Annotated in this window: 13 protein-coding genes; 5 read left to right on the top strand and 8 right to left on the bottom strand. The window is 69.3% G+C overall.

All coding sequences use genetic code 11. The features are described from left to right. Positions 1-493: 493 nt before the first annotated feature. From ACZ3I4_RS31305 to ACZ3I4_RS31315, 3 genes are all read right to left on the bottom strand, one after another. Positions 494-811 (bottom strand): ester cyclase, encoded by a 318-nt coding sequence (locus tag ACZ3I4_RS31305; RefSeq protein WP_465385638.1) that lies wholly within the window; start codon positions 809-811, stop codon positions 494-496. A 30-nt stretch (positions 812-841) separates the two neighbouring features. Then, the gene (locus ACZ3I4_RS31310) at positions 842-1,909 is read right to left on the bottom strand and encodes a Gfo/Idh/MocA family protein (RefSeq protein WP_465385639.1); all 1,068 of its coding nucleotides are present in this window, start codon (positions 1,907-1,909) and stop codon (positions 842-844) included. Between the two features lie 68 nt (positions 1,910-1,977). Beyond that, on the bottom strand, positions 1,978-2,583 hold the full coding sequence (locus ACZ3I4_RS31315) for a TetR/AcrR family transcriptional regulator (RefSeq protein WP_465385640.1): 606 nt from the start codon (positions 2,581-2,583) through the stop codon (positions 1,978-1,980). Between the two features lie 124 nt (positions 2,584-2,707). Between ACZ3I4_RS31315 and ACZ3I4_RS31320 the strand changes: the two genes are divergently transcribed. Next, the gene (locus tag ACZ3I4_RS31320; RefSeq protein WP_465385641.1) at positions 2,708-3,679 is read left to right on the top strand and encodes an aldo/keto reductase; all 972 of its coding nucleotides are present in this window, start codon (positions 2,708-2,710) and stop codon (positions 3,677-3,679) included. 46 nt (positions 3,680-3,725) lie between these two features. On the opposite strand, the gene ACZ3I4_RS31325 is transcribed toward ACZ3I4_RS31320, so the two are convergent. The 5 genes from ACZ3I4_RS31325 to ACZ3I4_RS31345 all read right to left on the bottom strand — a co-directional run bounded on the left by ACZ3I4_RS31325 (position 3,726) and on the right by ACZ3I4_RS31345 (position 9,339). Continuing rightward, entirely contained in the window at positions 3,726-4,049 is a 324-nt protein-coding gene (locus ACZ3I4_RS31325; protein WP_465385642.1) for a hypothetical protein, read from the bottom strand. 114 nt (positions 4,050-4,163) lie between these two features. Continuing rightward, on the bottom strand, positions 4,164-6,140 hold the full coding sequence (locus ACZ3I4_RS31330; protein ID WP_465385643.1) for a beta-galactosidase: 1,977 nt from the start codon (positions 6,138-6,140) through the stop codon (positions 4,164-4,166). Between the two features lie 12 nt (positions 6,141-6,152). Further along, positions 6,153-7,493, bottom strand: coding sequence for an ABC transporter substrate-binding protein (locus ACZ3I4_RS31335; RefSeq protein ID WP_465385644.1), 1,341 nt, complete (start codon positions 7,491-7,493; stop codon positions 6,153-6,155). A 23-nt stretch (positions 7,494-7,516) separates the two neighbouring features. After that, positions 7,517-8,320, bottom strand: coding sequence for a carbohydrate ABC transporter permease (locus ACZ3I4_RS31340; protein WP_465385896.1), 804 nt, complete (start codon positions 8,318-8,320; stop codon positions 7,517-7,519). 113 nt (positions 8,321-8,433) lie between these two features. Then, on the bottom strand, positions 8,434-9,339 hold the full coding sequence (locus ACZ3I4_RS31345) for a carbohydrate ABC transporter permease (RefSeq protein WP_465385645.1): 906 nt from the start codon (positions 9,337-9,339) through the stop codon (positions 8,434-8,436). A 176-nt stretch (positions 9,340-9,515) separates the two neighbouring features. Between ACZ3I4_RS31345 and ACZ3I4_RS31350 the strand changes: the two genes are divergently transcribed. The 4 genes from ACZ3I4_RS31350 to ACZ3I4_RS31365 all read left to right on the top strand — a co-directional run bounded on the left by ACZ3I4_RS31350 (position 9,516) and on the right by ACZ3I4_RS31365 (position 14,093). Next, entirely contained in the window at positions 9,516-10,505 is a 990-nt protein-coding gene (locus ACZ3I4_RS31350) for a LacI family DNA-binding transcriptional regulator (RefSeq protein WP_465385646.1), read from the top strand. Positions 10,506-10,548: 43 nt separating this feature from the next. Continuing rightward, on the top strand, positions 10,549-11,583 hold the full coding sequence (locus ACZ3I4_RS31355) for a toll/interleukin-1 receptor domain-containing protein (protein ID WP_465385647.1): 1,035 nt from the start codon (positions 10,549-10,551) through the stop codon (positions 11,581-11,583). 30 nt (positions 11,584-11,613) lie between these two features. Continuing rightward, the gene (locus ACZ3I4_RS31360; RefSeq protein ID WP_465385648.1) at positions 11,614-12,501 is read left to right on the top strand and encodes a GIY-YIG nuclease family protein; all 888 of its coding nucleotides are present in this window, start codon (positions 11,614-11,616) and stop codon (positions 12,499-12,501) included. 272 nt (positions 12,502-12,773) lie between these two features. Then, positions 12,774-14,093 carry an RICIN domain-containing protein gene (locus tag ACZ3I4_RS31365; RefSeq protein ID WP_465385649.1) on the top strand — a complete coding sequence of 440 codons (1,320 nt, stop codon included), beginning with the start codon at positions 12,774-12,776 and terminating at the stop codon, positions 14,091-14,093. The last annotated feature ends 253 nt before the right edge of the window (positions 14,094-14,346 follow it).

The following is a 14,346-nucleotide window of genomic DNA, read 5'->3' on the forward strand; positions in this document are numbered from 1 at the left end:
AAACCACTCCACGCCGACATCCAGGCACCCCTCACCACCCGATCCACCAGCACAAACATGCCGTGGATCACCAAGGATTACCTGCATATCAAGCAAATCCGTGCACTCAGGGTCGTCTCATGATCGTCTGGACGGAGGGTGAGCCCGGTCCTCCGTGACGCTGTGGTTCCCCTCCTGATGTATTTCCTTCGGCGCCTCCATGGCGATCGCCCGCTCGGGTGGCTGCGGTATCGGTGCCGTGCCGGGGCGCAGGCTTTGGGCCACCGCGGCCCGGTCCGCCGCGCAGCCCTGCGCCGTACATGTGTCTCGACATTGACGACGGACACGTTCGCGCCGTGATCTGCTGCCGTCACTTGATCGATGGAACAGTCGGGGAACGCACCCAGGGTCTTGGTTCGGCGCAGGGCCTCAGGAGATGTCAAGCGGTCAGCTGGCGCAGCATCTCGGCTGAGTCGTGCAAGTTGGTCATGTGGATGAATCTGCCGTCACGGACCTAGTAGATCGCGTACTCGACGATGGTGAATGAGGCTCCGGACGGCTGGACGCCGAGCCATTCCTTGGCCGGCGTGCCGGTGTTAGTCAGGCGGACGGCGATGCCGTCGCGGTCGAACAGCATCTCCTGGATCTCCCAGTGGATGTCCGGCACGGCGTCGACGATCCCCTCGAGGACTTCGACGACGGCGTCGCGGGTGCCGGGTTCGCCGCCGAGCAGGACCTTCTCGGCGATGAACTCGTCCATGCCGCCGAACTCGTGGGCGTTGAGTGCCGCGATGTATCGCAAATAAAAGTCGTGCAGGCCATTCTCGGTCATCTCATTGATCCTTTCCGTACGAAATCTGCGTCAGAGATCCGGGAGAGGCACGCGTCGTCCCTCGGCGGCCGATCGGACGATCGCGTCCAGGAGCCGGTGACGTCTGACGGCGTGGGCGAAGTCCGGGGCGGTCGCGGTGCCGTGGGTGAGATCGTCGCGAATCGCCGCGTACATGTGCGCGAGGTTGTGGACAGGGGTTCCGGCCAGGTGGGCATAGTCGTCGTGGCCGTCGGGCGGTGTCAGCCGGGACAGTGGGGCGCGACCTCGTGCGCCGCGCACCGCGACGGGCCCGAGGTGGGGATATCCGCTCGCGGCGGTGATTTCGAGGGTTCCCTCGGTACCGTCGACGAGCAGGGAGAATCCGGGTCCGGTCGTGGTGGCGCCACGGTGATGGACGGAGAGGATCGCTCCGTTCGGCAGCGTGCCCGAGACGGCGATCTGGTCCTCGGCGGTCATCGGGACGGTCTGTCCGGTCCGGCCGAGCGGAACGGCCGGGCGCCGGGTCGCCGTCGAGGCGACCACCTCCCGCAGCTCGCCGACGACCATCGAGACCACGTCGATGGCATTTCCGAAGGCGATGGTGAGCATCGTGGCGCCGAGCGTGCGATCGAGGGTGTATCGCATGCGCTCGGAAACGGGGGTGCCCCACTCGGTCGACGACGCCAGCACTGTCGCGGACAGCACGTCGCCGACGTACCCGTCGGCGACGAGTCCGGCCAGCCAGCGGATGGTGGGCGAGGAGCGGCCGTACAGCCCGATGAAGCTCGGCGTGCCGCGGGCGGCGCCTTCCATCTTGACGGCTTCGGCCAGGTTGACGGCGAAGGGCCATTCGCTGAGCACCGGCACGCCGGCTCGTAGCGCGGGCAACACCAGCTCGCGGTGCCGGGGCACCTTGACCGCGACGACCACGAGGTCGACGTTCTCGTCCTCCGCGAGCTGTGCGGCCGAGGCGTAGCCGGGCACTCCGAAGGCGTCGGCCGCGGCCGCGGCCGACGCGGGGGAACTCGTCGCCAGGGCGGTGAGTTCGATGCCGTCGACTGCCGCTGTCGCGGGCCGGTGGGCCCCGGCAGCCCATCCGCCCGACGCGCTCAGCCCCACGATCCCGACGCCGAGCGGGCGTCGGCCGCCCGGTCGCTCGCTCGGGCTCCCGGGTACGAGGGCGGGTGTCACGCCGGCCAAGCAAGCAGTGCCGTGTCGACGATCTCGTCCAGCGCGTCGGGCGCGAGGCCGTTCGCGGCCTGGACGGCGATGCCGAACCCCGTCGTCATGACGAAACGCGCCAGACGCCCCGGGTCGGCGTCACGCGGGAGGTCGCCCTCCTCGACGGCGCGCCGGAAGCGCGCCTCGAGCTGGTCGCCCGCGTCGATGCGCCAGCCGACCAGCACGTCGTGCGCCGGCCGGCTCTGTTCGCTCAACGCCAGCGCGCCCTGAACGGACAGGCATCCCGTGGGGCAGCCGGGCGAGGTCGTCGTCCGGACGGCTCCCCGGAGGAACGCCTCGGCCACCGCGCGCGCTGTGGGTTCCCGCAGGGCCCGCGTCGCGTAGGAGGCCGGCCCTTCGGCGTAGCGCTGCACGGCCTTGCGGAACAACTGCTCCTTGTTGCCGAAGGCGGCGTACATGCTCGACTTGGTGATCCCCATCGCGCCGGTCAGGTCCGTGAGGCTGGTGCCGTCGTACCCCCGCGCCCAGAACACCTGCATGGCGCGCTCCAGCGCCTCGTCGACATCGAACTCCCGGGGGCGGCCGAGCACTGTGTTCTGGGCTCCACTCATGACGGCATTCTCCTCGATCCTGAACCGACGCCGACTTTACTCCCGGTCGGTACAGATGTGCTAGCGTTCTGTACCGATCGGAACTTTAAGCGGCCGTAGCCAGCACAAGAAGAGGAGCACCACGATGAGAAGCACCTCGCTCGGCGGGCTGGAGACCTCCCGCATCGGTCTGGGCGCCATGGGCATGTCGGCCTTCTACACCGGTGCCGGCCGGCGCAACGACCAGTCGATCCGCACCATCCGGCGAGCCCTGGACCTCGGCGTCACCCACATCGACACCGCCGAGGCGTACGGCCCCTACGTCAACGAGGAGCTGGTCGGGCGCGCCATCAAGGGACGCCGGGACGAAGTCGTACTCGCGACCAAGTTCGGTCTCATCTCGCACCTCGGCCGCCCAGGCAACGACAGCACCCCGGCCGGCATCCGGCTCGCGGTGGAGGGATCGCTGCGCCGCCTCGGCACCGACCACCTGGACCTTTACTACCAGCACCGGGGCGATCCGGACACGCCGATCGAGGAGACCGTCGGCGGGCTGGCGGAGCTGGTGGCCGAGGGCAAGATCCGGCACATCGGACTGTCGGAGGCCGGGCCCGTGACGATCCGGCGGGCGCACGCCGTCCATCCGATCGCCGCGGTGCAGTCCGAGTATTCGCTGTGGGTCCGCGACCCTGAGGCCGAGGTGCTGCGGGTCCTGCGGGAGCTGGGTGTGGGCCTCGTCCCGTACTCCCCGCTCGGCCGCGGATTCCTCACCGGCGGCATCCGTACGCTGGACGATCTCGACGCCGACGACTGGCGCCGCACCAACCCACGCTTCGCCGGCGGCAACCTCGAACGCAACATGAGCATCGTCGACGAGGTCCGCGCCGTCGCCGCCGAAGCCGCGGCCACGCCCGCGCAGATCGCCCTCGCCTGGCTGCTCGCCCAGGGCGACGACATCGCCCCCATCCCCGGCACCACGCGCATCGACCGGCTGGAGGAGAACGCCGCCGCTGACCGTATCCGCCTGACCGACGACCAGATCGCCCGGCTGAACAACCTGACGCCGGCCACCGGCGAGCGCTACGACGAAGCCAACATGGCCGCCCTCGGCCACTGAGCCGGCCTCCAGAAGTGACCCCCCGGGCGTCGGTTGTTCTGAGCGTCTATCGCCGGCCGGCCAGGTATCGGCGGCTTCGGCGGCGGGCCACCCAGAGCATGCCGGCCCCGGCGGCCAGGAACAACGCGGACAAGACGGTTGCGACGGTGCCGGACGGGTCGGCGCCGCGCGCCAAGCGGACCACCACCAGGGTGAGCTGGATAGCGGCAGCCACGGTGAGGACTATGGGCAGCCAGACGTTGCGGACGTTGCGCTCGGCGGTCTGCCGGGTCAGGGCCTCGTAGCGGGGGTCGTCAACGTGTCCGACCCGTAGGGCCCGCCACACCACTCGCCAGGATCCTCGCTCCGGTCGTGCCTCATCCCCGATCATGGCCCCGGTGGTACCCCATTGAGGACCGGCTCACGCAGCACAACCCGTGACCATGCAGAGACGCCCCGGGAGCCGCGCAGGCTCCCGGGGCGTCTCACGCGCTCGAGCTGGGACTCAGGCGCGGAGCACCGCCACTCCCCTGGCGGTGAGAGTGCGGTCGGGGCCACCCAGGGCGGCGATGTCGACCGGTTCTTCGGTGCGGTTGATGACAAAGCGGATGCCCCCGCGGACCGCGAGCTCGACCCGGCCGCGCAGCGACTCGGGCAGTTCGCTGGTCACGCCGGCCCGGGCCAGCAGGTCGCCCAGCACCGGGGTGAGGCCGTCGGGGCCGAGGCGGGTCGACACGTACGCGGCCGAGCCGGTGCCCGCCGAGCGCCGCGTGATGGCCGCCCGGCCGGCCTGGTCGCCGGTCTTGTAGGAGGCCAGCACCGACGTGTCGTCCGAGACGACGTCGATCCGGTCGGTCCACAGCGTGCCGGTCAGGCCATTGTCGAGTTCGGCCGTGTCGCCGTCGAGCAGCGGGCCGAACTCCTCGATGCGGATGCCGAGCAGGTCGCGCAGGGCGCCCGGATAGCCGCCGAGCCAGGCGTGGTCGTGTTCGTCGACGATCCCCGAGAAGTACGTCGTGATCAGGTGGCCGCCGTCCTCGACGAAGGCCTCCAGGCGGGCCGCCAGCGCCGACGGCACCACGTGCAGCACCGGGGCGACCACGACGTCGTAGGCGGACAGGTCACTGGCCACCGGCACCACGTCGGCCCGGACGCCCAGGTCGAGGAACGCCGTGTACCAGTCCAGCGCCTCCTGCCGATATCTGAGCCGCTCGGTCGGGTGCGAGTCCTGCTCGACGGCCCACCACGAGGTCCAGTCGAAGAGGATGGCCGCTTTCGCGGGCGTACGGGGAAGGCCGGCGACCTCGGACAGCGAGGCGAGCGTGGCGCCGAGCTCGGCGACGTCCCGGAACAGCTGGGAGGACTTGCCCGCGTGCGGAACCATCGCCGAGTGGTACTTCTCGGCCCCGGCCCGGGACTGCCGCCACTGGAAGAAGCAGACCGCGTCCGCGCCGTGGGCGACGTGGGTGAGCGAGTCGCGGGCCAGTTCGCCCGGCTTCTTGGCCAGGTTGATCGGCTGCCAGTTGACCGCGCTGGTGGAGTGCTCCATGAGGAACCACGGCTTGCCGCCGGCCAGATTGCCGGTCAGGTTGGCCGAGAAGGACAGCTCGTCGAGGGTCTGCCGGCCGGGCAGGCGGTAGTGGTCGTTCGACACGAAGTCGACCTCGGCCGCCCAGTCGGCGTAGTCCATGCCCTTGGTCTCGCCCATGACCATGAAGTTGGTGGTCACCGGGATGCCGGGGGTGATCTCGCGCAGGATGTCGCGTTCGGCGATCAGGTAGTCCTTGAGCGCGTCGGACGAGAACCGCTTGAAGTCGAGCTGCTGCCCCGGGTTGGGGTGCGTGGCCGCCTGCCGCGGGGGCAGGACCTCTTCGAAGTCGGTGTACCACTGGGACCAGAAGGCCGTGCCCCACGCCTCGTTGAGCTCGTCGATCGTGCCGTAGCGGTTGCGCAGCCAGACCCGGAACGCCGCCGCCGCGTCGTCGGAGTAGTCGTACACGTTGTGGCAGCCCAGCTCGTTGCTGACGTGCCACGCGACCACGGCCGGGTGGTCCTTGTAACGCTCGGCGAGGGTCCGGACCAGGCGCAGCGCGTAGGCCCGGAAGATCGGCGAGGTCGGCCGCCACTGCTGGCGGCCGCCCGGCCAGATGGTGTTGCCCTTCTGGTCCACCGGCAGGATCGAAGGGTGCTTGGTCGTCAGCCACGGCGGCGGCGAGGCCGTCGCCGTGGCCAGATCGACCGAGATCCCGTTGGCGTGCAACTTCTCGATCGCCTCGTCGAGCCAGCCGAAGTCGTACCGGCCCTCGGCGGTCTCTATCTTGGCCCACGAGAAGATGCCGAGCGAGACGATGGTGACGCCGGCCTCGCGCATGGCGCGCATGTCGTCGTCCCAGACCTCGCGGGGCCACTGCTCGGGGTTGTAGTCGGCGCCGTACTCGAGTCGGGGGTTGCCGTCCCGGCGCAGCCAACGGGGGTTTTGCACTGAATCTCCCAGTTACTTAACGGTGAAGCCCTGCTCGTTGCCGTACTTGGCCGACTGGTCCTGCCAGGCCTTCAGCCCGTCGGCGAGCGTGGTGTTCGAGACGTAGGCCTTACCCGCGGTGTCGTTGAAGACGCTGTTCGAGTAGACCTGGAAGGGCAGGTACGACCAGCCGGTGACCACGTTCTGAGCCGACTTGGCGAAGATCTCGTTGGCCTTCTGGCCGCCGAAGTACTCGAACTCGTCGCCCAGCCACTTGGGGTCGGCCAGGGTCTTGCTGGTGGCCGGGAAGGCGCCGCCGTCGACGCGGATCTGCACGCCGTCGCCGTCGTTGGCGTACTTGAGGAAGCCGTACGCGAGTTCCTTGTTGGCGCCCTTCTCCATGATCGCGAGGGAGCTGCCGCCGTTCTCGGCGCTGGCGTTCTGACCGGCGGTCCACTGCGGGAGCTCGGCCGCGCGCCACTTGCCCTTACCGGCCGGGGCGCTGGTCACGAAGTTGGCCGGCATCCAGGCGCCGGTCGCCACGGTGGCGATCGAGCCGTTGCCCATGCCCTGGAACCACTGGTCGCTCCAGGAGCTGACCGGGGCGAGCAGCTTCTCGCTGATCAGGGCCTGCCACACCTTGACGAACTCCTGCGAGCCCGCGTCGTTGAAGTTGATCGTGACGTTGGTGCCGTCGACCTGGTACGGCTTGCCGCCGGCCTGCCAGATCAGGCTGGTGGTCAGGCCCGCGTCGCCGGTGTCGTTGGTGATGTAGGCCTTGGGGTCGGCCTTGTGCAGCTTGCGAGCCGCCTCGAGGTACTCGGTCCAGGTCTTGGGGACCTCGATCTTGTGCTTGTCGAAGACTTCCTTGTTGTAGTAGAGCGCCATCGGGCCCGAGTCCATGGGCAGGCCGTAGACACCGCCGCTCGCGTTGACCGAGTTCCACGGGCCGGGGTTGAAGTCGGCCTTCAGAGCTTCCGCCCCGTACGAGTTGAGGTTGGTCAGCGCCTTGCCGATGGCGAACTGCGGCAGCGCGTAGTACTCGATCTGCCCGACGTCCGGCACGCCCTTGCCCGCGGCGATCGCGTTCTGCAGGGCGGTGTACTGCTTGTCGCCGGTGCCCGCGTTGACCAGGTCCACCTTGACGTTGGGGTACTTCTGCTGGAACTTCGTGACGACGTCCTTGAGGGTGGGCTCCCACGCCCACACGGTGAGGGTGCCGCCCTTCTGGAGCGCGGCTTCGACCTGCGCGTCGGTGACGGTCGCGCCGCCGGAGGAGCCGGAGGACGACGTGTCGTCGCCTCCGCCGCCACAGGCGGCCAGGGCCAGGACGGCGGCCGATGCGGCCGCCGCCACCTTGAGGAATCGGGACATGCGAGCGGGTCCTTTCGGGGTGTTCATTCTTTGACGGAGCCGGCGGCCAGGCCGGACTGCCAGTAGCGCTGCAGCGAGAGGAACGCTGCGAGGAGCAGCACGACGGTGATCAGCGAACCGGTGATGACGAGGTTGAAGACGGCCTCGCCGCCCGCGGTCGCGGCCTGGGCGTTCCACGAGTTCAGGCCGACGGTGAGCGGGTACCAGTCCGGGTTCTTCAGCATGATCAGCGGCAGGAAGTAGTTGTTCATGGTGGCGACCATGGTGAAGAGCAGGGTGGTGATGATGCCGGGCATGAGCAGCGGCACGCTGAGCCGGAACAGCGTGCGGAACTCGCCGGCGCCGTCGACCCGGGCCGCCTCGAGCATCTCGGTCGGCACGGCCTGGGCGGCGAAGGTCCACATCAGGTACAGCCCGAACGGCGAGATCAGCGACGGGATGATGACGGCCCACGGCGTGTTGGTCAGGCCCATCTTGCTGAACATGAGGAACGTCGGCACGGCCAGGGCGGTCGGCGGGACGGCCACCGCACCGATGACGATCGCGAAGACGGCCTTCTTGCCGACGAAGTCGAACTTGGCCAGCCCGTAACCGGCCAGCAGGGCCAGGAACGTCGCTCCGCCCGCGCCGACCACCACGTACAGCAGGGTGTTGCCCAGCCAGCGCAGGAAGATCCCGTCGTTGTACGTGAAGGTGTCGGCGATGTTGCTGAACAGGGCGAACTTGCCGTCGTCGAACCAGAGCCCGAACGAGCTGAACAGCCCGTCCTGGGTCTTGGTCGAGTTGATCAGCAGCCAGGCCAGCGGGAACAGCGAATAGAGGGCCATCAGGGCGGTGAGCACGGTCAGCAGCACGCTGCCCTTGCGCCGCCTCTTCGACGACAGAGTCACAGGCTTTCCCGTACGGGATGAGGACTGCACCGGAGACGTCGTGGTTGTCATCAGAGGTCCCTCGTCCCGCGCAGCTGCACCACGTAGGCGACGATCATGGTGATCAGGGCCATCACGACCGCGACCGCCGCGGAGTAGTTGATCTGCTGGCCCGAGAAGGTCAGCGAGTAGGCGTAGAAGTTCGGCGTGAAGTACGTGGTGATCGCGTTGGGCGCCAGGTTGCGCAGGATGGCCGGCTCGTTGAACAGCTGGAAGCTGCCGATGATCGAGAAGATCGTGGCGATGACCAGCGCGCCCCGGATGGCCGGCAGCTTGATCGAGCGGATGATCCGGACCTGGCCGGCGCCGTCGATCGCGGCCGACTCGTAGAGCGACTTGGGCACGACCTGCAGGGCCGAATAGAAGATCAGCATGTTGTAGCCGACGAACTGCCAGGTCGAGATGTTGCCGATGGAGGCCAGGATGAGGCTCGGCTTGAGCGGGTCGGGCAGGGTGATGCCGAGGGCGTCGTTGAGGTTGCCGATCAGCCCGAACTGCGACCCGTAGATGAAGCCCCACATCAGCGCGGCGACTACGGCCGGCACGGCGTACGGCAGGAAGATCGAGACCCGGAAGAAGCTCTTGCCGTAGAGGCGGCCGCTGTCCAGGGCCAGCGCGACCAGCAGCGCCAGGAACAGCATGATCGGCACCTGGACGACGAGGAAGAGCCCGACCCGGCCGACGCCCGACCAGAACTGCGCGTCCTGCAGCGCCTGCGTGTAGTTGTCCAGGCCGACGAACGCGTTACCGCCGATGAGCCGGTTGCGATAGAGGCTGAGGTAGATCGCGTACACGATCGGGGCGAGGAAGACCAGCGCGAACACGATCATGAACGGGCCGACGAACTGCCAGCCCCTGTACGAGCGACGCGCGCGCCTCGTCGCCGGCGGCGGTGCCGCGACCTGTGGAACTGCCATCTGCCGTCATCCTGTCTTACTGTTCACCGTGGGTGTTGTTTGCGTAAACATTGCACCTGATCAAGCGTGTTCGACAATGTTTCGTCGAGTTCACCGGTGTGATGTTTGCGTAAACATGAAGGTGATAGTTTCACCACGTGCAGGGATCGTCAAGCAGCCGCCCCCGAGGCGTTTCGATGGCCGACGTGGCCCGTCTAGCTGGGGTCTCCTCCCAGACGGTCAGCCGCGTCGCCAACGGCCACCCCAGCGTGGTCGAGTCGACGAGGCGTCATGTTCTGAACGCGATGCAACAGCTGGGTTATCGGCCCAACAGTGCCGCTCGTGCACTCAAACGCGGTGAGTTTCGTACTATCGGCGTCATTTTGTTCACCTTGGCGACAACCGGCAACAGCCGTACGGTCGAGGCGATCGCCGCCCAGGCCGCCCAGGAGGGGTACGCGATCACGCTGATCCCGGTGGCGATGCCGACCCAGGACGGCGTGCTCGGCGCCTTCACCCGGCTCGGCGAGCTGGCCGTCGACGGCGTCATCGTGATCATGGAAGTGCACCTGCTCGACGCGGCCAACCTGACCCTCCCGCCCGGCGTCCAGGTCGTGGTGGTCGACTCCGACGCCGGCGACCGCTACCCCGTCGTCGACACCGACCAGGCCGACGGCGCCCGCCAGGCCGTACGCCACCTGCTCGAACTGGGCCACGAGACGGTCTGGCACGTCACCGGCCCGGCCGAGTCGTTCGCGAGCGAGCGCCGCGCCCTGGCCTGGCGCACGGTCCTGGAGGAGGCCGGCCGCCCCGTCCCCGAGGTTCTGCGCGGCGACTGGTCGGCCCTGTCCGGTTACGAGGCGGGCCTGCGCCTCGCCGCCGACCCGGACTGCACCGCCGTCTTCTGCGCGAACGACCAGATGGCCCTGGGCGTGCTGCGGGCCCTGCACGAACGCGGCCGCCGGGTCCCCGACGACGTCAGCGTGGCCGGCTTCGACGACATCCCCGACGCCGCCTCCTACCTGCCCCCGCTGACCACGGTCCACCAGGACTTCGCCGAGGTCGGCCGGCAGTGCGTCCAGGGCCTGCTCGACCAGATCCGCCGCCACACCCTCGAGCCCGGCACGGTCCTGGTCCCCACCACCCTGGTCAAGCGCGCGAGCACCGCACCGCCGCGGCAGGTGTAGCGCGGCGCCCCGGCCGCTTGCGCGACGGGTGAGACTGGTCGGCATGGGGAGCGTTCAACTCGTGCACGGCGACATGTTCACGTGGGCCTGCGACCTGATCGTGCTGCCCGCGTCCACCGGAGGGACGGCCACGCCGTTCGTCGCGGAGAAGATGCGGAAGTACGAGATACCGCGTCCGCAGCAGGGGCCGCTGGGCACGGTCCGGATCACCCGGTTCGACGGTGCCGAGCATTTCGCGCAGCAGGTCGCGTGGGCCAGCTCGGTGCAGGGCTTCGGCAGCGACCTCGGCGCGATCGAGCAGGTGGGGCGGCGGCTGGGCGAGGCCACCACCCGCGAGCCGTACCCGCAGAAGTTGTCGGCCCCGCTGCTCGGCGCCGCATCCGGCGGCCTGGTCCCGGAGGACGTGCTCGACCGGCTCACCGCGGGGTTCCTGTCGACGGCCGCCCGGGAGGCCACGCTGCGGGTGTTCGTGCTGGCCCGCGAGACGTACGACGCGCTGCTGCGCCACCGGGACGGGTTGCCCGCCTCGGACCAGCCGTCGGACTCGGAGCGACGGCCTTTGCCGGCGCCGGACGACCCGGCGATCGAGCGGGTGCATGTCGCGCCCGAGCCGGTGCGCGTGTTCCTCAGCTATCACGCCGACCGGCCCGAGGTGAAGCAGTGGGTCCGGGAACTGGGCACGTTCCTGCGGCGCAACGGGATCAACGCGCGGTGCGACCTGTGGCACCTGATGGCCGGCATGAACCTGCAGCAGTGGATGCAGAACGAGATCACCCAGGCCGACCGGGTCGTGCTGGTGTGCACCGAGGCGTACGCGAAACGGGCCGACGCCCTGGACGGCGGGCTCGCGTACGAGATCAAGCAGATCCAGGAGGACATCGGCGCCCGCAACGAGCAGCTCAAATATCTGCCCGTCGTGTGGTCCGACGACACCCGCAAGGCCCTGCCGATCTTTCTGCGGCCCTACCTGTTCATCCATTGGCCGCTGACCGGCGACGGCGCCGAGGCACGGGCGGCGCTGCTCGACGCGATCCGGCAACGGCAGGAGGAGGCGCCTCCGCTCGGCGCGTACATCTGATCGGGGCCGCCGGTCGAGTAGATTCCGGCCATGTCCAGGGAACTGAGTGCCCGGCTGCCCGCCGCGCCGGGGGTCTACCGGTTCCGGGACGCCGGCGGGCGGGTGCTCTACGTCGGACGGGCCACGCATCTGCGCAGCCGGGTCTCGTCCTACTGGGGTGACCTGCGGGACCGGCGGCATCTGCGGCGGATGGTCCCGCAGGTGACCCGGGTCGAGGCGGTCGAGTGCGACTCGGTGCACGAGGCCGCGTGGCTCGAGCGCAATCTGCTGGAACGATCCAAGCCGCGATGGAACCGGATCCGCGGCGGGCTCGAGGTGCCGGTCGGCATCCGGGTCGACGCCGGCGGCCTGCGCGTGGTGCACCTGCACGCGCCGGGCGCGGCCGACTTCGGGCCCTACCTGGGCGGCGCGCAGGCCCGGCTGGCCGTGTCGGGAATCGAGCGGGTGCTGCCGCTGCGGTACACGAACGACCGGCTGGACGGCGGGCTGCGCGACCTGGCCCGGATGCGGGGCGTGAGCGTGGCCGACCGCCCGGCGTTCCTGGCGAGCATCGGCGCGGTGCTGCGACGGGACAAGGACGAGACCCGGGCCGTACGGGAGGGGCTGGCTCTGCTGCGCGACCGGGCGTCGGAAAACCTGGCCTTCGAGCTGGCCGGCCGGATCCAGCAGGAGATCGAGGCGGTCGACTGGATCGTCGCCGAGCAGAAGGTCACGCGGCTGGCGGCGGAGGCCGACCACGACGTCTACGGCTGGGCCGGCGGCCTCCTCGTACGGTTCCGAATCCGGCGCGGCCGCCTCGACGGCTGGGAACAGCGGGCCGTCTCGCTACCCTCCGCACGCCGGCATCTGGAGCTGACCCCGGCGGAGTGGTCCGAGTTCGCCGGCCGCAGCGCAGAACTGGCCCACCGCCTGCGCTGACCAACGCGGATGCGCCGGGCGCACGCGGCCGCGATGCCGGCATGACCACCGGGAACGTCCCGAGCGCGCGCTACGGCCTGCCGGTTTGCCCAGCTCGCGAGGCGCGGCGGGTTCGGGGGTGGTGCGGTTGAGGGCGGCGACGACGCGTACGGGCAAAGTCCGGTCTTTCTGGAAACCGAATTAACTATTGCTTGTATCAAGCTGTGTCGATGCCTCAGGATGGGATCGCGGCGCCGCCCCCATCCCCGCACTCATCCCCATGAGGTATCGCTATGCGTCTGCTCAAACGCGCCCTCGTCACGGCGCTGCTCGCGGTCGGCGTCGTCGCCACGCCGTCAATGACCGCCCCACCCGCCGCCTTCGCCGCGTCTCCCCTCGCCCCGGCCGCACGAGTCACCTCCCCCGCGCCTCTGGCTGAGCCTTTCAAGGTGCTTGCCTTCTACAACGGCACCTGGGATGCCGCGCACATCGATTTCGATAAAGAGGCCCGTGAATGGTTCCCGCAAGCGGGCGCCCGCAACGGTTTCACCTGGGAGGCGACCACCGATTGGAGCCGGCTCAGCGCGTCGGGACTGGCCGGCTACAAGCTGATCATGTTCTTGGACGATGCGCCGCCGGTCGAGCGGCGGGCGGCGTTTCAGCAGTACATGCAGAACGGCGGGGCCTGGCTGGGCTTTCACGTGAGCGCGTTCACGACGAATGCCGCCGAGTGGAGCTGGTACTACAACACGTTTCTGGGTTCGGGAAACTTCGCGACCAACACGTGGGGGCCGACGGCCGAGACCCTGCGCGTCGAGAACCGGGCGCATCCGACCACGGCGGGCCTGCCGGCGACCATTCCGTCGGCGGTCAGCGAATGGTATTCGTGGAGCCGGGATCTGCGGCAGAACCCGGACATCGACATTCTGGCCTCGGTCGACGCGTCCAGTTTCCCGGTCGGCACCGACCCCAACCAGCAGTGGCGCAGCGGCTTCTATCCGCTGATCTGGAGCAACAAGAACTACAAGATGGTCTACACGAACTTCGGGCACAACGGGATGAACTACGAGACCAATACCCGTACGTCGTCCACGTTCGCCAGCGCGCAGCAGAACCAGTGGCTGATCAACAGCATCCTGTGGCTGGGCGGCGGTTCCACGCAGCCGCCGGCCGAGCAACCGATCGACCCGGCCGCCTGGTATCCGGTCGTCAGCCGGAACAGCGTCAAGTGTGTCGACGCCCGGGCCGCCGGAACGGTCAACGGCACGGCGATCCAGCAGTACGCGTGCAACGGCTCGACCGCCCAGCAGTTCCAGTTCGCGCCGGTGAGCGGCGGATATGTGCGCATCAACGGCCGGGGCAACGCCGCGCAGGCGCTCGACGTCACCAATGTGTCCGCGGCCGACAACGCTCCGATCCAGACCTGGGCGTACGGGGGCGGGACCAATCAGCAGTGGCTGCCGGTGAGCGAGGGCGGCGGCTACTACCACTTCGTGAACCGCAACAGCGGCAAGTGCCTGGACGTGCCCGCGGCCTCGACGGCCGATGGGGTGCAGCTGGTGCAGTACACCTGCAACGGCACCGCGGCGCAGAGTTTCCGGCTGACGCGGTAGGACACCGACGACGGGCCGGCCGAAGCAGCGGACACGCCGCCGAGGCCGGCCGACGGGCGCCGGGGCGAGCCGACGGGCGCCGGGGCGAGCCGACGGACGCGCCGGGACAGGCCGTCAGGCGCCGCGGTGGGGAGCGCCGCGGACGGAGCCGCCGGGTGCGGGCGATGACGGGCGAAAGGCTCGCAGCTGCGCATTGCCGCCGAAACGGGCGGCGTGGTTGAGTGGACGCCGGGTGACGAGCGGGGCTGAGCCG

It is taken from the genome of Actinoplanes sp. NPDC021490 (assembly GCF_055562135.1).